Source organism: Pseudomonas cuatrocienegasensis (assembly GCF_900110925.1).
Lineage (GTDB): Bacteria > Pseudomonadota > Gammaproteobacteria > Pseudomonadales > Pseudomonadaceae > Aquipseudomonas > Aquipseudomonas cuatrocienegasensis.
The window spans coordinates 56,170-76,020 of sequence record NZ_FOFP01000010.1; the positions used below are offsets into that span (position 1 = coordinate 56,170).

Annotated in this window: 17 protein-coding genes; 9 read left to right on the forward strand and 8 right to left on the reverse strand. The window is 64.3% G+C overall.

Features of this window, described 5'->3' with window-relative positions; genetic code table 11:
- Positions 1–118 precede the first annotated feature (118 nt).
- The 4 genes from rhlE1 to BMW49_RS14700 form a co-directional block, all read right to left on the reverse strand.
- Positions 119–1,447 carry an RNA helicase RhlE1 gene (gene rhlE1 / locus BMW49_RS14690; RefSeq protein WP_069520531.1) on the reverse strand — a complete coding sequence of 443 codons (1,329 nt, stop codon included), beginning with the start codon at positions 1,445–1,447 and terminating at the stop codon, positions 119–121.
- Positions 1,448–1,587: 140 nt separating this feature from the next.
- Positions 1,588–1,764, reverse strand: coding sequence for a DUF6435 family protein (locus BMW49_RS24580; RefSeq protein ID WP_139133841.1), 177 nt, complete (start codon positions 1,762–1,764; stop codon positions 1,588–1,590).
- A gap of 96 nt (positions 1,765–1,860) precedes the next feature.
- Positions 1,861–2,472, reverse strand: a complete 612-nt coding sequence (locus tag BMW49_RS14695) for a 3'-5' exonuclease (protein WP_069520529.1) — start codon at positions 2,470–2,472, stop codon at positions 1,861–1,863.
- A gap of 7 nt (positions 2,473–2,479) precedes the next feature.
- A complete protein-coding gene (locus BMW49_RS14700) occupies positions 2,480–2,959 on the reverse strand; it encodes an NYN domain-containing protein (protein ID WP_069520631.1) in 480 nt (159 codons plus the stop codon).
- A 152-nt stretch (positions 2,960–3,111) separates the two neighbouring features.
- On the opposite strand from BMW49_RS14700, the gene BMW49_RS14705 reads away from it, so the two are divergent.
- Positions 3,112–3,777, forward strand: a complete 666-nt coding sequence (locus tag BMW49_RS14705; protein ID WP_069520527.1) for a YciC family protein — start codon at positions 3,112–3,114, stop codon at positions 3,775–3,777.
- 37 nt (positions 3,778–3,814) lie between these two features.
- Here the strand turns inward: BMW49_RS14705 and speA are convergent, their stop codons facing one another.
- The 4 genes from speA to BMW49_RS14725 form a co-directional block, all read right to left on the reverse strand.
- On the reverse strand, positions 3,815–5,728 hold the full coding sequence (gene speA, locus BMW49_RS14710; RefSeq protein WP_069520525.1) for an arginine decarboxylase: 1,914 nt from the start codon (positions 5,726–5,728) through the stop codon (positions 3,815–3,817).
- A gap of 261 nt (positions 5,729–5,989) precedes the next feature.
- Positions 5,990–6,361: a translation initiation factor Sui1 gene (locus tag BMW49_RS14715; protein ID WP_069520523.1), complete on the reverse strand. Its 372-nt coding sequence runs from the start codon at positions 6,359–6,361 to the stop codon at positions 5,990–5,992.
- Positions 6,362–6,588: 227 nt separating this feature from the next.
- The gene (locus BMW49_RS14720) at positions 6,589–7,128 is read right to left on the reverse strand and encodes an NUDIX hydrolase (RefSeq protein WP_069520518.1); all 540 of its coding nucleotides are present in this window, start codon (positions 7,126–7,128) and stop codon (positions 6,589–6,591) included.
- Between the two features lie 3 nt (positions 7,129–7,131).
- Entirely contained in the window at positions 7,132–8,202 is a 1,071-nt protein-coding gene (locus BMW49_RS14725; RefSeq protein ID WP_069520516.1) for a DUF2333 family protein, read from the reverse strand.
- Between the two features lie 242 nt (positions 8,203–8,444).
- On the opposite strand from BMW49_RS14725, the gene BMW49_RS14730 reads away from it, so the two are divergent.
- The 8 genes from BMW49_RS14730 to BMW49_RS14765 all read left to right on the forward strand — a co-directional run bounded on the left by BMW49_RS14730 (position 8,445) and on the right by BMW49_RS14765 (position 19,749).
- Entirely contained in the window at positions 8,445–10,058 is a 1,614-nt protein-coding gene (locus BMW49_RS14730; protein ID WP_069520515.1) for a response regulator, read from the forward strand.
- A 1,167-nt stretch (positions 10,059–11,225) separates the two neighbouring features.
- Entirely contained in the window at positions 11,226–12,146 is a 921-nt protein-coding gene (locus BMW49_RS25650; protein WP_425272765.1) for a methyl-accepting chemotaxis protein, read from the forward strand.
- Positions 12,147–12,263: 117 nt separating this feature from the next.
- Positions 12,264–14,027: a protein-disulfide reductase DsbD gene (locus tag BMW49_RS14740; RefSeq protein ID WP_069520513.1), complete on the forward strand. Its 1,764-nt coding sequence runs from the start codon at positions 12,264–12,266 to the stop codon at positions 14,025–14,027.
- 558 nt (positions 14,028–14,585) lie between these two features.
- Positions 14,586–15,029 (forward strand): type II 3-dehydroquinate dehydratase, encoded by a 444-nt coding sequence (gene aroQ, locus BMW49_RS14745; RefSeq protein ID WP_069522626.1) that lies wholly within the window; start codon positions 14,586–14,588, stop codon positions 15,027–15,029.
- A gap of 22 nt (positions 15,030–15,051) precedes the next feature.
- Positions 15,052–15,510 carry an acetyl-CoA carboxylase biotin carboxyl carrier protein gene (accB, locus tag BMW49_RS14750; RefSeq protein WP_069522624.1) on the forward strand — a complete coding sequence of 153 codons (459 nt, stop codon included), beginning with the start codon at positions 15,052–15,054 and terminating at the stop codon, positions 15,508–15,510.
- A 17-nt stretch (positions 15,511–15,527) separates the two neighbouring features.
- A complete protein-coding gene (accC, locus tag BMW49_RS14755) occupies positions 15,528–16,877 on the forward strand; it encodes an acetyl-CoA carboxylase biotin carboxylase subunit (RefSeq protein ID WP_069522621.1) in 1,350 nt (449 codons plus the stop codon).
- Between the two features lie 262 nt (positions 16,878–17,139).
- The gene (prmA, locus tag BMW49_RS14760) at positions 17,140–18,018 is read left to right on the forward strand and encodes a 50S ribosomal protein L11 methyltransferase (RefSeq protein ID WP_069522619.1); all 879 of its coding nucleotides are present in this window, start codon (positions 17,140–17,142) and stop codon (positions 18,016–18,018) included.
- Positions 18,019–18,363: 345 nt separating this feature from the next.
- On the forward strand, positions 18,364–19,749 hold the full coding sequence (locus BMW49_RS14765) for a DUF3426 domain-containing protein (protein ID WP_069519599.1): 1,386 nt from the start codon (positions 18,364–18,366) through the stop codon (positions 19,747–19,749).
- The last annotated feature ends 102 nt before the right edge of the window (positions 19,750–19,851 follow it).

The window sequence follows — 19,851 nt, forward strand, 5'->3', positions numbered from 1 at the left end:
GCACAAACGGCGGTGCGCACGGCGCACCCTACAGTTTGTGACTCAGCTCAGGGCGCAGGGTGCGCCGTGCGCACCACCCCATCAGGCGACACACACAGGCACGCCATAACGGTCCGACCTACTTCTTGCCCTTGGGCTTGCCGCCAAAGCTCGGCACCTTGCGCACCGCTTTGACGGAGGGCGCGGCTGGTTCATCGGCTTCCATCCAGCGCCCCAGGCTGCCGCCCTTGCCGCCGCCAACCACTTTCGGCTTCTTCGCCTTCTTCGGTTTTTTCACCACCTGGCCGCCGGGCAGGGTCTGGGGTACGCGGTGGTCGGGGATAAAGTCCGCCTCGTCGATGCGCTGCAGCACTTGCTGGGTCAGGGTTTCGATGGCCGAGAGCAGTTGCACTTCGTCAGCGCAGACTAGTGATACGGCCTGGCCCGTGGTGCCGGCCCGCCCGGTGCGGCCGATGCGGTGCACATAGTCTTCGGCAACGATGGGCAGGTCGAAGTTGACCACCAGCGGCATATCGTCGATGTCCAGGCCTCGGGCCGCCACGTCGGTGGCCACCAGTACCTTGACCTCGCCATCCTTGAAGCGCTGCAGGGCGCGCTGGCGGGTGGCCTGGGGCTTGTCGCCGTGGATCGAGTCGGCGCTGATGCCATGGCGTTGCAGCTCGGCTTCCAGCTCATCGACACCCTTGCGGGTTTTCACGAAGACCAGGGCCTGGCTCCAGCGCTTGTTCTGGTAGAGGTGCAGGAACAGCTCGCTCTTGCGCTTCTTGTCCACCGGCACCAGCCATTGCTTGACCGATTTGGCAGCGGCGTTACGCGGGCTGACCTCGATGCTCAGCGGGTCTTTGAGCATCTCGCCGGCCATGCTGCGAATGGCTTCGGAGAAAGTCGCGGAGAACAGTAAGGTCTGGCGCTGTTTGGGCAGGGCACGGAACACGCTCTGCAACTCGTTGGCAAAGCCCAGGTCGAGCATGCGGTCGGCTTCATCGAGCACCAGGGTCTGCACCTGGTTGAACTTGACCGCGTTCTGCCGGTACAGGTCGAGCAAGCGACCAGGGGTGGCCACCAGCACATCGAGGCCTTTGCGCAGCTTCATCATCTGCGGATTGATGCTGACCCCGCCGTACACCGCATAGGTGCGCAGCGGCAGGTGCTGGCCGTAGGTGACAAAGCTCTGGTGAACCTGCTCAGCCAGCTCGCGGGTCGGCACCAGCACCAGGGCGCGTACCGAGTTGCTGGCAACCACAGGGCCTTCCATCATCAGGCGCTGCAACACGGGTAACGCAAAACCAGCGGTCTTGCCGGTGCCGGTCTGCGCCGCCGCCATCAGGTCGCGGCCGTTGAGCACGGCAGGGATGGCCTGGGCCTGGACGGGTGTGGGGGTCTGGTAGTCGAGGCCATCGAGGCAGCGCAGCAGCGGCTCGATCAGGCCGAGGGAAGCAAAGGTCATAGGGGTAACCGGTAGACGCGGGGGACAATGGCGCACAGTTTATCCTGCCTGAGGCGCCACGGCCCGGTCTTGTATGCCCCTAGGATCTTTTGACGTTTCTTCGCCGGCCACGTTGCCGCGAACGAAACATCAACAGCGCCTCAGCGCTTGGCCTGCTCCAGTGGCTCGAGTTCTTTCCACAACGCCTGGGCCTCTTCGGTGAGGGTGGCATAGCCGCGGATATCACCGTTGCGCTGGGCCTGCATGGCCGCTTCGAGCTTGGCGCTGTACTGCTCACGCAGGCGCTTGACCGGGTCACGTTTGAACAGACCGAACATGCTGTATTGCCTCGATAAAACGGGTTGCCGATCAACCCGACACCTGCAGCTTAAACCCGCCAGGGGCATAAGGCCGGCGGGTACTGTGACAAGGTGCTACGCGCCGCGCCAGCGCTGCAGGGTCTGGCCAATCTTTGCCGCGGGCACTTTCTGCAGGTCGCAGAACAGCCGGTGGGACACCTCGGCCAGGCCGTGGCGTTCACGCAGTAGCGCGGCCATAAAGCAGGTCAGGTTCGCCGCCATTTCCGCATCGGCAAGGGCACGGTGGGCCTTGCCGGTGGACGGCAGTTGCGCCCAGCGGTTGAGCACACCGAGTTTGTGGCTCGGCGCCATGGGCAGCAGACGACGCGATAGCAGCAGCGAGCAGGCGAATGGCTGCACACGCTGGCGGCCCACCCGTGCCAGCTCGGCGTCCCAGAACTTCTGGTCGAACGCGGCGTTGTGCGCCAGCAGCGGCAGGTCGCCGACAAAGTCCGCAACCTCGTGCATCACCTGGGCGGCCGGCGGCGCATCACGCAGCATGGCGTTGCTGATGCCGGTCAGTTGTTCGATAAACGGCGGCACCCAGGCGCCGCTGTTCATCAGGCTCTGGTAGCGCGCAACGATCTGGCCCTGTTCGATGATTGCCACGCCGATTTCCGTGGCGCGGGCGTCCTGGGCCGGCGACATGCCGGTGGTTTCAAAGTCGATAACAGCGATGGGGCGCATGCAGGTCTCAGTGTTTGAGCAAGAGCGTGCCTTCGATCGGCACATAACGGCTGGCGGCGCGCACCAGCGATTGTGCGGTCAGGCCCGGCACGCCGTAGGCCACTGCCTCGACACCATGGCTGGCGCGCACCTTGTCCAGCAGCATGTCGAAGTCGCCATCACCGGAGGCCAGCACGATCTGATCGACCCGCGGCGCGGCGTCCATGATGTCGATGGTAATGCCCACGTCCCAGTCGCCTTTGGCCGAGCCGTCGCTGCGCTGGATAAACGGCTTGAGCTTCACCGTGAAACCCAGGTTGCGCAGGATCTGCTGGAACTGCTGCTGCTTGGGGTCGCCCCGGTCGATGGCATAGGCGTAGGCCTCGACAATCTGCCCGTGCTGGCTGATATCGGCCCAGAGCGCGGCGTAATCGAAGTGGCAGCCATAGGCCTGGCGTACCGTGTAGTAGAGGTTTTGTACGTCGGCGAATACCGCGATCGTCTTCAACGGGCCATCCTCGTCAGCCCGCAACGGGCCGCTGGGGCTCGCCATCAGGCATGGGCAAAGGAGCGCAGTATGCCAGACCTGCGCCGCCACGCGCGGGCGTAGGTGCCAGGGTCTGCTAAAGTGTCAGGCCAATCCCTGTTTATGCCCTTGCCATGAATGCACTCGATGCCCTACGCGACGCCTGCTACTTCTTCAGTCACAACCTGGCAGCCATCGCGCGCCTGTGCCTACCGCTGATTCTGCTCGAATCCGTGGTTCAGCAAGTGTTCGGTGGGCAGGTCGACACGGGCTCGGCAGCCCTGGCCAGCGTGATGATCGGGCTGCTGTTCTACCCGCTGTACAGCGGCGCGCTGATTCTGTTTCTCGCAGCACGCAGCCAGGGCGACACGCCCAGCAACCGTGACGTACTGGCCCACAGCCTGCGCCTGTGGCCGGCCTATGCCCTGCTGGCGAGTGTGAGCACCCTGGCGATCATGCTCGGCGCCTCGCTGTTCGTGCTGCCGGGGCTGTGGCTGATGATCAAGCTGTCGTTCGGCGAGTTCCTGTTGGTGCTGCGCGGCCTGCCCCCACTGAGCGCATTGCGCGCCAGCTTCGACATGACCACGGGGTACTTCTGGCCCATCCTGCTCTGCGTGCTGGCGGTGATGGTGCCGGTCTGGACCCTGGAGGTCTGGCTTTTTCCCACCCCGGAAAACCAGCCAGACGCCCTGCTCAGTGTGCTCATCAGCACCCTGGGCGGCTTCCTGCAGTTGTTCACCTGCGTGGTGCTGTTCCGCCTGTTTATGCTGCGCGAGAACCTGCCAACGCCAGCGGAATGACCTGGCGAACGGCCCCTGGGGCCGTTCGCAGGGCGCCTCAGGACGACAGGTAGGACGAACGGGTCAGGCCCAGGCGCAGGGCATCGAGGTACTGGGTGCGTTCGCGTGGGCTGATCTTGGCGCTGGCCACCTTGTCGCGGTAGTGGGTCATCAACTCCTCGGGCGACAGGTGCACGTAGCGCAGCATGTCCTCGATGGTGTCGTGGGTCTCGATACCGGCGTGGTACACGCTGCCATCAGTCTTCTGGTAGATGTTCACCGAATCGGTGTCGCCGAACAGGTTGTGCATGTCACCGAGAATTTCCTGGTAGGCACCGACCAGGAAGATCCCCAGCAGGTAGTCCTCACCCTCGCGCACTTCGTGCACCGGCAGGCTGGTCTCGATGCTCTGCTCATCGACGTACTGGCGGATCTTGCCGTCGGAGTCGCAGGTCAGGTCCTGCAGTACGGCGCGGCGCAGCGGCTCTTCGTCGAGGCGATTGAGCGGCAGAATCGGCAACACCTGGCCGATGGCCCAGGTGTCCGGCAGGCTCTGGAACACCGAGAAGTTGCAGATGTACTTGTCGGCGAGCTTGTCATTGAGCTCATCGAGCACCTGGCGGTGCGAACGCTGCCGCGCCTTGAGCGAGTTGTGCAGGCGTCGGCAAACGGCGAAGTAGCATTGCTCGGCCAGGGCCTTGTCAGTCAGGCTGAGCTTGCCTTCGGCGTACTGCGCAGCCACGTCGCTCATGTAGTGCGTCGCGCGCCAGTAGGTCTCGGTGACCATTTCCAGGTCAGTCGGGCCGAGCAGTTCAACCAGGTAACGTACGGTCTCCGGCAGGCCGGTGACGTCCTCGATGGTCGGGATGACGTCGTTGTGTTTTTCCACGTCAGTGACCTGCACCACCAGCATGGCGTGGTGCGCGGTCAGCGAGCGGCCGCTCTCCGAGAAGATGTGCGGATGGGGCAGCGCCTGGGCATCGCAGAACTCCTTGAGCATGCCGACCACTACACCGGCGTAGTCGTCCATGTCGTAGTTGATCGAGCTGGCATTACGCGAATGGGTGCCGTCGTAATCCACACCCAGACCGCCGCCCACATCGATATGGTCGACCGGCAGGCCGAGGCCGCGCAGCTCGCCGTAATAACGAATGGCTTCCTTGAAGCCGTGCTGGTAGTCGGCCAGGTTGGCGATCTGCGACCCCATGTGGAAGTGCAGCAGGCGGATGCCCTGATCCAGACCGGCCTCGCGGAAGCGCTCGACCACCGACAGCAGTTGCGCCGCCGACAGGCCGAACTTGGACTTCTCGCCGCCGGTGTCGGCCCACTTGCTCGAGGCAAGGGACGACAGGCGCACGCGCAGGCCGATCTGCGGGGCGACCTTGAGTTCGGCCGCCTCCTCGATCACCAACTGCACTTCGGATTCTTTCTCGATGACGATAAATACGTTGTGGCCGAGCTTCTGGCCCATCAGCGCCAGGCGGATGAACTCGCGGTCCTTGTAGCCGTTGCAGACGATGGTGCCGCCCTTCGGCGCCAGCGCCAGCACCGCCATCAGCTCAGGCTTGGAGCCAGCCTCCAGGCCGATGGACACGTCCTGGGTGGCGATGATGTTTTCCACCACCGCTTCCTGCTGGTTGACCTTGATCGGGTACAGCGCGGTGTAACGGCTTTCGTAGCCCAAACGCGCGATATTGGCGTCGAAGGCACCGGTCAGCTGGCGCACGCGGTCCTGAAGAATATCCGGGAAACGCACCAACAGCGGCAGGCTGAGGCCGCTCTGGCGCAGTTGGTCGACCTGTTCGAAGAGGTCGATCGGCGTGCTCTGCGGGCCGTTGGGACGCACTTCGACACGGCCCTGGTCATTGATCGCGAAATACCCCGCGCCCCAATGCCGGATGCCATAGACGCTGCGACTGTCCGCGACTGTCCACTGGCTGCCGTCATCTTTGCGTGTGCGTCGTGCAGACATCGAAGTCTCCCTTGGTGGCGATAGCGCCCGGCGAAACCGGACGGGAAAAGAATAAGTCATGCCATAGCTGGCTGTTGATGCAGCAATCGTGCAGGTGTAGGAGCGAATTTATTCGCGATTGTGCCGCGAATTTCGCGAATACATTCGCCCCTAGAACGCGCTCAACAGGTAACTCATACATGGCCGAAGAATAGGGTGTGGAAATGACAGTTACCCGGCAATTGACTGATCAATGGCCGGGGAAGTTTACAAGGCAGGCCATCAGCCGCCGGATTTCTTGGCCTTGAAGCCGCGTTTACCCAGCTCGTCGAGCAGCAACTCGACATGATCGCCCTGGATCTCGATAACCCCATCCTTGAGCGAGCCACCGCAGCCGCAGCGTTTTTTCAGGGCGCTGGCGAGATCCTTGAGTGGATCTTCAGCCAAGGGCACGCCGCTGACGGTGGTGACTGTCTTGCCGCCGCGACCTTTGGTCTCGCGGCGCACACGGGCAATGCCGTCACCTTCAGGGATCAGGGTCTGCTTGCAGATACAGGCATCCACCGGCTGACTGCACTCGGGGCAGTGGCGACCGCTGTCGGTGGAGTACACCAAACCGCTCAGGGCGGCGAATGACGAAGCTTTCTTGACCACCGGCTTTTCCTCGTAGGGGTCAGGATAGCGACTGGCCGACCGAAGACGACCGCGAGGCCCCACTCTGGCAGGGGCGGCGCATCCGAGCGCAGTGGCTCGGGCGGCGCAGTGTACCGGCAAACCCGCGCGCTGCTAAGGGTAAAAATGCGGCAAAAACCCGTGAAAGGGCGACGCCGTGCAGGATGCTGAACAGCCTGTAAACGATCCCAGGCCGCTGGCAGGTGAATTCAGGAAGTCGTGGACGCCAGATAGTGCCGCAGCGCCTGCAGCGAATCCGGGCAGTAGTCGCGCTCGGCGGCTTCGGCCAGAGCCTGCTGCGGGGGAATGAAGCGTGCTTCCAGCACCTCTTCGGGCTGCAGCAGCAGCGGCGCATCGGAAACCGCCGAGAACACCGCGCACCACAGGCGATTGTCCGGCTGATCGAAGAAAAAGCGTCGGTGCGCGCGCAAGGTCACGCCGCTCACGCCTAATTCCTCGAACAGCTCACGCGCCGCCGACTCTGCGTAGTCCTCGCCGGCCGCCACCATGCCGCCGGCGGCGACATCCCAGTACCCGGGATACACTGCCTTGCTCAGGGTGCGCCGGTGCACGCACAGCTCGCCACGGCTATTGAACAACAGAATAAAGGTGCCCCGACCGATCAGCCCGCGGGCACGCAACTCGGCGCGCGGCAGGCTGCCCAGCAGAACATCCTGCTCGTCCACCCAGGCGATCAGCTCGGCATCGGAGGCCGCACGGTGCGCGGCCTCACTGGCGCTATGCGACACGCCTCAACCCTGCGACAGCAGTTGACGCAGGTCGATCACCGCGGCATTGGCCCGCGAAATATAGTTGGCCATGACCAGCGAATGGTTGGCCAGCAAACCATAGCCGCTGCCGTTAAGGATCATCGGGCTCCACAGGGTTTCCTGGGCAGCCTCCAGCTCACGGATAATCTGCCGCACGCTGACGGTGGCATTCTTCTTGGCCAGTACATCGGCAAAGTCCACCTCGATCGCGCGCAGCAGGTGCGACAGCGCCCAGGCCTGGCCGCGTGCTTCGTAGAACACGTTATCGATCTGCAGCCATGGGGTTTCGTAGATGCGTTCGGTGACTTCCGGCACTTCGCCTTCGGCCAGGGTTGCTGGGTCTTTGGCATCAGTGTTCAGGCGCACCTGGCCGACACTCGCCGACAGGCGCTGCGACAACGAACCCAGACGCGTAGCTACATCGCCGAACCAGTTGTTCAGGTTGTCGGCGCGGGTATAGAACTGCGCATTCGACTGGCTCGGGTCGGCCAGGCGCGCCAGGTAGCGATCCAGCGAGGCAATACCGTCACGGTACTCGGCTTCCGAAGCCGGCAGCGCCCAGCTCTTGTTGTCGAAGTTGAAGCGCGGCTCGGCGCGCGCCAGGTCGGCGTCCTCAGTGGACTGCGACTGCGAGCGGGCGAAGTCCTTGCGCAGCGCGCGAGACAAGTCACGCACCTGCACCAGTACGCCGTATTCCCAGCTGGGCATGTTGTCGAGCCACAGACCAGGCGGCGCCAGGTCGTTGGACAGGTAGCCACCGGGCTTGTCCATCAGGGTGCTGGCGACCTGCTTGAGGGTTTCGACCGTGGTATAGCCCTTGGTCATCTGCCGCTGTGCCGACTGGGCCGCAGCCTCGGCATGCTGGGTCACCGGAAACAGATCAGGCTCCTGACTCCAGTACCAGCCGACCACCACGCAGGCGATCAGGTACAGGCCCAGCAGGACCGCCAGCAGGCGACCGATGCGCCCACCCGGCAGGCTTCGGCGAGTGCCGGAGTCCGCGGCGGTTGCGCCGTCAGAGCCAGCAGCGGTGCGGTTCTTCCAATCCAGCATGGCAGTATCCTTCCATCGAGAGGCATTCAGGTGTTCGACCACGACCCCAGCCAGGGGTTGCGCCCTTAATACCACCACTATAAGGGAGTGAAGGCACAAACGCAGCGCTGCACTGGCGCAGCCACCGCGCTGACGTAATGATGAAAGGCTGGCGCCAGTTGATCGACGGTACTAGTCGTGGCCACCCACGGTGCTAGCATACCGCCACCACTTGCGCAAATTTCTGCCCCAGGGGCCAGCCCATGCCCGACCACGAAGAACCCAGCCACGACCGCCTCAAACAGCACTTCGCACAGCGGGTGATCCACCAGGCGCGACAGGTTCTGGAAACCTGGCAGCGCATGCAGCGCAGTGAGTGGAGCGACAACGGCATGCAGGAACTGGCCGACGCCACGCTTCTGCTGCACCGCTACGCAGAGCGTTTTGAGCAGGCCGAGCACAGCCAGCTGGCCGCCAGCATCGTGCGCTGCCTGGATGCCGTGGCCAGTAACCGCGGGCGCCTCAACAGCGGCATGATCAGTGAGCTCAACCAGCTGATGCAGCGCCTCTCGCGGACTGGTCTACGCCGCGGCGACCATTTCGAACAGACCATTCTGCCGCCGCTGCGCAAGCCGGTTTACCTGGCCTTGCAGCATGTAGAGCGGGCTGAGCGCCTGGCCCATCAATTGGACTATTTCGGCATGAGCGCGCAACCCCTCGAAACGGCCAACGCCTTTCGGGCGGCCATGCTCGAACGTCACCCGGCGGCGATCCTGATGGATGTCAACTTCTCTGGCACCGGGATGGGCCTGGCCCTTGCCGAAGCCGTGCAACAAGGCCTGGAAGACAAGATCCCGCTGCTGTTCTACAGCCACGACGACACCGACACCCCTACCCGCCTCGCCGCCGTACGAGCTGGCGGGCAAGAATTCTTCACCGGCACCCTGGACGCCTCGAGTCTGCTCGAGCGTATTGAAGTGCTCACCCATGTCGCCCAGTACGACCCTTACCGCGTATTGATCGTCGACGATTCACGCGCCCAGGCTACCCATACCGAGCGGGTACTCAACAGCGCCGGCATCGTTACCCGTACGCTCACCGAGCCCATCGAGGCCATGGCCGAGCTGGCCGAGTTCCAACCAGACCTGATCATCCTCGACATGTACATGCCGGCCTGCAGTGGCACCGAACTGGCCAAGGTGATCCGCCACAATGACCGTTACGTCAGCGTACCGATCATCTACCTGTCCGCCGAAGATGACCTGGACAAACAGCTCGACGCCATGAGTGAAGGCGGCGACGACTTTCTCACCAAACCCATCAAACCACGCCACCTGATCGCCACGGTACGCAACCGCGCCGCCCGCGCGCGCAGCCTCAAGGCGCGCATGGTGCGCGACAGCCTGACCGGGCTGTACAACCACACGCATACCCTGCAACTGCTCGAAGATGCCCGCTACCGTGCCCAGCGTGACGAGCAGCCGCTGAGCTTCGCGATGATCGATATCGACTTTTTCAAGAAGGTCAACGACAACTACGGCCACCCCATGGGCGACCGGGTGATCAAGAGCCTGGCGCTGTTCCTCAAGCAGCGGCTGCGCAAGAGCGATCATATCGGCCGCTACGGTGGCGAAGAGTTCGCCGTGGTAATGCCCAATACCGACGCGCGTACGGCGGCCCATGTCCTCGACGAAATTCGTCGTCGCTTCGCCGAAATCCACTACCCCGCGCAACCTCAAGACCTGTGCTGCACGTTCAGTTGCGGTATCGCCGAGCTGGCTGGCGAAATGGACGGCAAGACCCTTTCACAGCAGGCCGACCAGGCGCTGTACGTGGCCAAGAATGGAGGCCGCAACCGCGTTGCGGTATTCGCCTGACAACAGGCGCCAGAGAAGCGTCTGTCATTTTACTGTCACCAAACTGCCATAACCTATGCGCCATGACGGCCACCCAGGCCGAGCCTTCGCCCCCTGCCGGTCGAGCCCGCCATGCGCCTCAAAACCCTTACCAACCTCAACACCCTGCTGCTGGTTACCGTGTGCATCGCCTTGGGCATGACCCTCTGGTGGTCCCAGCGCGCCCTGGAGCGCCCTTATCAGCTGATGGAGCGCTACCTCAGCCTGTCGCAAGACTTCCAGCAGCAAGTGGCCAACGACATCGACGCCTACCTCGCCAGTGGCGACGCCACGCGCCACAGCAGCGCGCTGCATAATCTGGACGCCCTCGCCCCACTGCTGGCCGAGCTGCCGGCGGATCTAGCCACGGACCTGCAGCGCAGCCTCGCAGAACTGGCCGAATTCAGCCGCGGCGAGTTGCTTGCCGCTGGCAAGCTGGCGGGTGATCCCCAGGGCCTGCTGCTGCAGGCTGAACGGGAAATGGCCGGCAACCTGGCGCAACTCGTCGCTTACGCCGACCAGGCCGGCAGCACCAGCGATACAGCCGCCTACCCACGCCGCCTGTTCGACATCGCCCAGCACCTGACACGCCTGGCCCACGCCCGTGAGCGCTTGATGAGCAGCGGCCGCAGCGAACTGGCAGCTGACGTCGAGCGCGAGCTGGCTGCCCTGGGTGAGCAACTGCGCCAACTCGAGGCATTGCCATTGCTCGGCGTAGCCCAGACCAGCGAAGCCGACCCAAGCAACAACTTCGCCGCGATGATGGGCCTGGAGCAGGAAACCGAGGCCGCTCCCAGCGAAGACCGCGGCATCGCCCTCAAGCGCGAACTGGCCAGTCTGGTCGCGCGCTACCCGGCCGAACTGGCGCGCACCCGCACACTGATCGAACAGCGCCAGGCCCTTGCCCAGCAAACCCAGGAGCGCATCGGCCAGGTGCAGCAGGCGCTTGCTGCGCTGGAGCCACGGGTACGTGCCGAGCACGGCCGCATCCAGGGCGAAGTGCGCCTGCTGCAAGGCGTGATGATCGGGCTGATCCTGCTGATCGCACTGACCATCGACAGCCTGCAGCGCCGCCTGAGCCGCCTGCTGAGCAATCTGGTGCCAACTCTGTCGGCCTGGGCAGCCGGCGACTTCTCGAGCGGGGTACAAATGGCCACGCGCACCCGCGAGCTGCAGGATATCGAGGCCTCGCTCAACCGTCTGCGCACTTACCTGGGCGAGCTGGTCGGCACCATTCGCCAGCATGCAGAAGCCGTGGCCAGCACCAGCGGCAGCCTGGCCGAACTCAACGGCGGCCTGCATGACAGCGCCGAACACCAGGCGGTCGAGACAGCGCAGATCCGCGATGCACTCGGCGCCCTGGAGCAGACCATCCAGCAGGTCGCCGGGGATACCCAGCAAGCCGCCGACGCCGGTCGCGAGGCCGAACGTGCGCTGAGCGCAGGTCAGCAGGTCATCGCGCAAAGCCTGAGTGGCCTGCATGCACTGGTCGATGAAGTGCAGCACAACGCCCAGGCCATCGAGTCCCTGGCAGCGGAAACTGCGACCATCGACAGCGTGCTGACGGTGATTCGCAGCATTGCCGAACAGACCAACCTGCTCGCGCTCAACGCCGCCATCGAAGCGGCGCGCGCTGGCGAGGCCGGGCGTGGCTTTGCCGTGGTCGCCGACGAAGTACGCTCACTGTCGCAACGCACCACCAGCGCCACCAGCGAGATCCAGGGCGTCATCGGTCGCCTGCAACAAGCCGCCCACCAATCGGTCAGCGCCATGCGTGCGCAAGTCGACCACGCCCAAGCCACCGCAACCCAGGCCGAATCGGCTGAAGGCGCGCTGGACGACAGCGTCGCGGCCATTCGCACCATAGCCAGCATGACCCAGCGCATCGCCGATGCGTCGGCGCAGCAACGTGACGCCGTTGCCGACGTGCGCGACCACAGCGAGGGCATTCACCAACTCGGCAGCGACAACCTGCAGCGCATCACCCAGAGCCGTGAGCAGGGCGACACCTTGCTGCAACTCGGCGGGCAACTGCATCGCGCCGTGCAACGCTTCCGCGTGCAGGCCTGACAGCCGGCGCCCAGGCGCCGCCAGCAATATCCGCTGACAGCCTGCGCCACTGCGCCGCCTGGGGTCGGCGCCAGGACTTGGGTATGATGCGCGCTCAGCCCGCCCTGCGAGTACACCATGCGCCGCCTGCTGCCCCTGCTTCTGCTGCTGTTGACCCTGCCGGCCAGCGCCGGCCTGTTTGATCAGCGCCCTGCCGCCACCCCACTCGGCGCGCCCTTGAACAACAGCGCGGACTTTCTGCCCGTGCACGAGGCGTTCAAGCTCAGCCTGGTCGAGAGCACGCCCGAGCGGATCAAGCTGCGTTTCGTCGCGGCCGAAGGCTACTACCTGTACCGCCATCGCCTGCAATTCAGCACCCAGCCAGACGGCCTGATCGCCGGCGAGGTGAGCCTGCCGCAAGGTCAGCACAAGACCGACGAGTTCTTCGGCGATGTCGAGGTCTACTACGAGGTGCTGGATGTCGACGTCCCCGTCAACAACCCGAATAACCAGCCGTTCAACCTGACCGTTGGCTACCAGGGCTGCGCCGACAAGGGCCTGTGCTACCCGCCGGAAAGCGAAGTGCTGAAAATTGGCGGTGGCCTGGTCGACGCAGGTACGGCGGCGCCAGCCAGCAGTTGGCAATGGCGCGACATGGCGCTGTTCTTCCTCGCCGGCCTGGGCCTGACCTTTACCCCCTGCGTGCTGCCGATGCTGCCGATCCTCTCCGGCGTAGTGCTGCGCGGGCGACCGAGCAACCGCCGCGGCCTGGTGCTGTCCCTGGCCTACGTGTTGCCGATGGCCGCCTGTTATGCCGTGCTCGGCGCCCTGATGGGCCTGTTCGGCGCCAGCCTCAACCTGCAGGCCATGCTGCAGTCGCCGTGGATCCTGGTGCCTTTTGCAGCGTTCTTCAGCCTGTTCGCTGCCGCCATGTTCGGCGTCTTCGAACTGCGCCTGCCGGCCTTTATCCGCGAGCGCCTGGACCGCAAGGCGGCGCAGACCCAGGGCGGCTCGATTGCCGGCGCAGCGACCCTGGGCGTACTCTCCAGCCTGATCGTCTCGCCGTGCATCACCGCCCCACTGACGGCCCTGCTGCTGTATATCAGCAGCACCGGCGATGCCGTCGGCGGCGGCTTGCAGCTGTTTGCCCTGGGCCTGGGCATGGGCACACCACTGGTGCTGTTCGGCGCCGGTGGCGGCGCGCTGCTGCCGAAGTCCGGCAACTGGATGGTGGTGGTGCGCAACGCCTTCGGCGTAATGCTGCTGGCGGTGTCGATCTGGCTGCTCGAGCGCGTACTGCCCGGCCCGCTGTCGCTTGCCCTGTGGGGCCTGCTGGCGGCAGGCGTGGCACTGTTCCTCGGCGCCCTGGAGTTCACTGCCAAGAGCAGCCGCGGCAAACTCGCCCAGCTCGCTGGCCTGGCCCTGCTGGTGTACGCCCTGGCCGCCTGGACCGGCGCCCTGCGCGGTGAAGAAGACCCGCTGCGCCCCCTCGGCCACCCGGTGAGCACAGCAACAGGCGCAGTCGTGCAGGCAGGTAACTGGCAGACCGTCAGCCAGCCCGCCGAACTGGACGCCGCACTGGCCAGCGCGGCTCAGGCCGGCCAGCCCCTGCTGCTCGACTGGTACGCCGACTGGTGCATCAGCTGCAAGGTGATCGAACGCGAAGTGCTCAACGCTCCCAGCGTCGGCAGCCAACTCGGCGACTACCGCCTGGTGCGCTTCGACATCACCGACAGCACCCCGGCGCAGCGTGCCCTGCTTGACCGCTACCAGTTGTTCGGCCCGCCAGCGATCCAGCTGTTCGCCGGCAACGGCCAGGAATGGCAGGACCTGCGCGTCGTCGGCGAAATCAACGCCCGCGACTTCGCCGCACGTCTGGAACAGGCCCGCACCCGCTTCTAGCAGACCCTCTGTGGCGTTCTGTAGGAGGGGCTTTAGCCGCGACCAACGTTCAGTCGCGCTGAAAATATCGCCGCTAAAGCGGAACACCGCCCGGCCGGACGAGATTTTCCGCCTGGGCGCACAGAACCACGACTCCAGACACACTCCTAGGGTCTGTTGCCGTTTCGTCGCGAGCCGCGTTGCCGCGAAAAATCTCGCCTGGCCGGGCGGCGTTCCGCTAGGCGGAGGACGCAGGTAATGGTTGTTCCCTTGCCAAGTCCTCCAACAACGCATGGCGAGATTTTGCGCGCAACCTAGGCGGCCCCACCCGAAGGGCCGGGCCAGTTTTAGCGCGATGCTGCGTTTCTCGATGGCTCATTTAGCCAGCTAAACCTCGCATCTCGTGCCTTGCCTCGCGCTAAAACTGGCTCCGGCGCGGCCGCGAACGAAACGGCAACAGACCCTAGTCATTTAACTCACGCAATCTACGGGCATCGTGCTGACTATTGCCGAGAACTGGACAGTCGCAAGGCGACTCCGGCATAGTCCTGCGCAAGCTAAAAACAAGGATTGCCCCGAATGTCCACCTTTCTGGTGCTGCATGGCCCCAACCTCAACCTGTTGGGTACCCGCGAACCCGGCGTCTACGGCGCCACCACACTGGAACAGATCAACCTCGACCTTGAACGCCGCGCCCGCGATGCCGGCCACCATCTGCAGTACCTGCAGAGCAACGCCGAGTACGAGCTGATCGAACGCATTCATGCCGCAAAGGCCGAAGGTGTCGACTTTATCCTGATCAATCCCGCTGCTTTTACACACACCAGTGTCGCATTACGTGACGCGCTGCTGGCGGTGAGCATCCCATTCATCGAAGTGCACCTCTCCAACGTGCACAAGCGTGAACCATTTCGCCATCACTCCTACTTCTCAGACGTTGCTGTAGGGGTGATCTGCGGCCTTGGCGCCAGCGGGTATCGGTTGGCCCTGGAGGCCGCACTCGAACAACTTGAACGACCCTGACCTCACCGGGAGTTAGACCACTATGGATATTCGTAAAGTCAAGAAACTGATCGAACTGCTGGAAGAGTCCGGCATCGACGAGCTGGAGATTCGCGAAGGCGAAGAATCCGTGCGCATCAGCCGTCACAGCAAGCAACCGACCTTTATGCAACAGCCGATGTACGCCCAGGCGCCTGCGCCGGCCGCTGCTCCGGTTGCTGCCGCCCCTGCTGCTGAGGCCGCTGCTCCCGCTGCTGCCAAGCTGAACGGCACCGTGGTCCGCTCGCCGATGGTCGGCACCTTCTACCGCGCCTCCGGCCCAACCTCGGCGAACTTCGTCGAAGTGGGTACGAGCGTGAAGAAAGGCGACATCCTCTGCATCGTCGAAGCAATGAAGATGATGAACCACATCGAGGCTGAGACCAGCGGCGTGATCGAATCCATCCTGGGCGAGAACGGCCAGCCGGTGGAATACGACCAGCCCCTGTTCACCATCGTTTGAACCGCGGAGAGCCTGCGATGTTGGAAAAAGTGCTGATCGCCAACCGCGGCGAGATCGCCTTGCGCATCTTGCGAGCGTGCAAAGAGCTGGGCATCAAGACCGTCGCGGTGCATTCCACCGCCGACCGTGAACTGATGCACCTGGGCCTGGCCGACGAATCGGTGTGCATCGGCCCGGCTGCCGGCGCCGCCTCCTACCTGAACATCCCGGCGATCATCAGCGCCGCGGAAGTCACCGGCGCCACCGCGATCCACCCCGGCTACGGCTTCCTCGCGGAAAACGCCGATTTTGCCGAACAAGTGGAGAACTCCGGTTTCGCCTTCATCGGCCCGAAAGCCGACACCATTCGCCTGATGGGCGACAAGGTCTCGGCCAAGCACGCCATGATCAAGGCCGGCGTCCCTGTGGTACCAGGCTCTGACGGCCCGCTGCCGGAAGACGAGGAAACCGCTCTGGCGATCGCTCGCGAGGTCGGCTACCCAGTGATCATCAAGGCCGCTGGCGGCGGCGGTGGTCGTGGCATGCGCGTGGTGTGGAAAGAAGAAGACCTGATCAAATCGGCCAAGCTGACCCGCAGCGAAGCCGGTTCGGTGTTCGGCAACCCCATGGTCTACCTGGAGAAATTCCTCGGCAATCCGCGTCACGTGGAAGTCCAGGTGCTCTCCGACGGCCAGGGCAACGCCATCCACCTGTACGACCGCGACTGCTCGCTGCAGCGCCGTCACCAGAAGGTACTGGAAGAAGCCCCTGCACCGATGATCGACGAACAGGCCCGTGCCGAAGTGCTGCAGCGCTGCGTCGATGCCTGCATCGAGATCGGTTACCGCGGCGCCGGCACCTTCGAGTTCCTCTATGAAGACGGCCGTTTCTACTTCATCGAGATGAACACCCGCGTACAGGTCGAGCACCCGGTCACCGAAATGGTCACCGGCGTCGACATCGTCAAGGAGATGCTCAGCATCGCCGCGGGCAACAAGCTGTCGTACAAGCAGGAAGATGTGAAGCTGCTGGGCCACGCCCTGGAGTGCCGGATCAACGCCGAAGACCCGGACAACTTCATGCCCTGCCCCGGCAAGGTGAAGCACTTCCACGCGCCAGGCGGCTTCGGCGTACGCGTCGACTCGCACCTGTACAGCGGCTACACCGTGCCACCGCACTACGACTCGCTGATCGGCAAGCTGATCACCTACGGCAAGGACCGCGACGAGGCCCTGGCCCGTATGCGCAACGCGCTGGACGAGATCGTCGTCGACGGCATCAAGACCAACGTGCCCCTGCACCGCGATCTGGTCCGTGACAAAGGCTTCTGCAAAGGCGGCGTGAATATCCATTACCTAGAGAAAAAGCTGGGTATGGATAAGCACTAAGCTCAATGACCTGCTGCGCGTCGGCGATACTGCGTTAAAAACGGCCTCGGAATGCTCATTTACAAAAGTAAACTCCGCTTCCTCGGCCGTTTTTGCCTTGTCTCGCTCTAGCTCGCGAGGTCATGACAGAAGTGCTAAACAAAGGCTGCCATTCGGCAGCCTTTGTCGTTTCAGCCTGACCGGCGGTGGCAGCGGCCCCACCGCTTCAAGTAAGCTGCGCGCCAATTTGCGCCATCCCGCCACAACGCTCACGAGGTTTCCCATGCCCTGGTTACAAGTCCGTCTCGCCATCACCCCAGAGCAGGCGCAAACCTACGAAGATGCGTTGCTGGAAGTCGGCGCCGTCTCCGTGACCTTTATGGACGCCGAAGACCAGCCGATCTTCGAGCCGGACCTGGGCACCACGCCGCTGTGGTCGCACACCCACCTGCTCGCGCTGTTCGAGGCCGATACCGACGCCAATGCGGTATTCGCTCACCTGCAACTGCTGACCGGCGCTGACTTGCCGGAGCACCACGCCGAAGTGATCGCCGACCAGGACTGGGAGCGCAGCTGGATGGACGGCTTCGAGCCGATGCGTTTCGGCCAGCGCCTGTGGATCGTACCCAGCTGGCACGCCGCACCTGAGCCGGATGCGGTCAATCTGCTGCTCGATCCGGGCCTGGCCTTCGGCACCGGCACCCACCCGACCACCGCGCTGTGCCTGGAATGGCTGGACGGCCAGGCCCTGCAGGACTGCAGCGTCATCGACTTTGGCTGCGGCTCGGGCATCCTGGCGATTGCCGCCCTGCTGCTCGGTGCGCCCCACGCGGTCGGTACGGATATCGACATTCAGGCCATCGAAGCCTCGCGTGACAATGCCCAGCGCAATGGCATCGACCCGGCCCGCTTCCCGCTCTACCTGCCGGAGGCCATGCCGCAGCAGCCGGCCGACGTGGTAGTCGCCAACATCCTCGCCGGCCCCCTGGTGGCGCTGGCGCCGCAGATCACCCGCCTGGTCAAACCGGGCGGGCGCCTGGCCCTGTCAGGCATTCTTGCCGAGCAGGCCGACGAGGTGCGCGCCGCCTATGCCGACGCGTTCGCCCTCGACCCCACTGCCGAGAAAGACGGCTGGGTGCGCATCAGCGGCAGCCGTCACTAGGGTCTGTTCCCGTTTCGTTCGCGGCCGCGCCGGAGCCAGTTTTAGCGCGAGGCAAGGCACGAGATGCGAAGTTTAGTGGGCTAAATGAGCCATCGAGAAACGCTGCATCGCGCTAAAACTGGCCCGGCCCTACGGGTTGCGCGCAAAATCTCGCCATGCGGTGTTGGAGGACTTGGCAAGGGAACAACCATTACCTGCGTCCTCCGCCTAGCCTGGCGAGATTTTTCGCGGCAACGCGGCTTGCGACGAAACGGGAACAGACCCTAGCTGAGCGGCTGCAGCTTCGCGCGGCACTTGCGGTAGACTAGCCGCCCTACCCTGCACCGCCGGCCACCGGATCGTCGCATGACCGAAAGTTACGTCACCCAGTGTCCTCAATGTCACACCCGCTTTCGCGTCAACCGTGCGCAACTCGGCGCCGCCCATGGCGCCGTGCGCTGCGGGGCCTGCCTGCACGTGTTCAATGCCGCCCAGCAACTGCGCGCCCAAGGCCAGCAGTTGGCGCAGCCTGCAGCCACTGCCGTCGCGCCGCCAGCGCCAGCAGTAGCCCCAGCGCTGAGCACAGCCGCCCCGCCACGCCCGACCAGCGCTAATCCGCCAGCCATCCCCGCCAAACCCGAGACCAAGAAGACGCCCAGCGAGACGCTGTGGATTCATGACGACCTGGACCTCGACAGCCTCGACCTGGACGAGGAGCTGGCCAAGCTCGAAGAGCAGGAGCAGCAGCTCTCGCAGCAGTTTCTTGCCCTGGAAAGCGCCACCCGCACGGCGCCGACATTCAAGGCCGATAAGGAGCAGGACGCGGTCGATCAGGATGAGCGTTGGGCCGAAGCCCTGCTGCGCGAAGACGAAGCCAACGCACCCTTGCAGCTCACTCCGTTGCAGGCGGTGCCCGACGCCTCCCACAGCGATCACCGCCCAACAGGGGCCGACGCCACGATTGAGCCAGCAGCCACCACGCTGCGCGAGCCGAGCACCCCGCCCGCCCGCGCGCTGCCACCTCGCAGCGAACCCAGCATCAGCGCCATTGCGGACGAGGATGACGACACTGCAGAACGCCGCCCGACACGCCATGCAGCGCTGAACGCCAAGCGTGACGAGGAGCCGGCGCCCGACGAAGAAATCGACGCCGATCCACCCCTGGCACCACGCCCACCACGCAGACGCAGCGAGCCCGCCCTGCGCGACGAGGCCCTGCTGAACCTCAACGACGACCCGCTGGACCTCGACTGGCAGCCACCGCGCACGCCCTGGGGTCGCTGGCTGGGCTGGGGCCTGCTGAACCTGATCGCCGTCGCGGCCCTGGCCGGGCAGTACATGCACTACCATTTCGCCGAACTGGCGCGCCAGGACCAATACCGCCCCTGGTTCGAGCAGCTGTGCCCCAGCCTGGGCTGCACCCTGCCGTCCAAGGTCGATATCAGCCAGATAAAAAGCAGCAACCTGGTGGTGCGCAGCCACCCGGAATTCAGCGGCGCCCTGGTGGTGGATGCGATCCTCTATAACCGCGCCCCGTTCGCCCAGCCCTTCCCCTTGCTGGAAATGCGCTTTGCCGACATCAATGGCAAGCTGCTCGCCAGTCGTCGCTTCAAGCCCAGCGAATACCTGGCCGGCGAGCTGGCCGGCAAGGCCGAGATGCCGACCCAGACGCCGATCCACGTGTCGCTGGATATTCTCGACCCCGGCGCCCGCGCAGTGAACTACAGCCTCAGCTTCCACTCCCCGGAATAGACGGCAGCGGCGCCGGCAACCGCCGGCGTTTGGCCGAGCCTGCGACGATAGCGCTCGGCAACTGTTCAGATTTTGTTCAAAACAACCTTTATCCGGTCATCC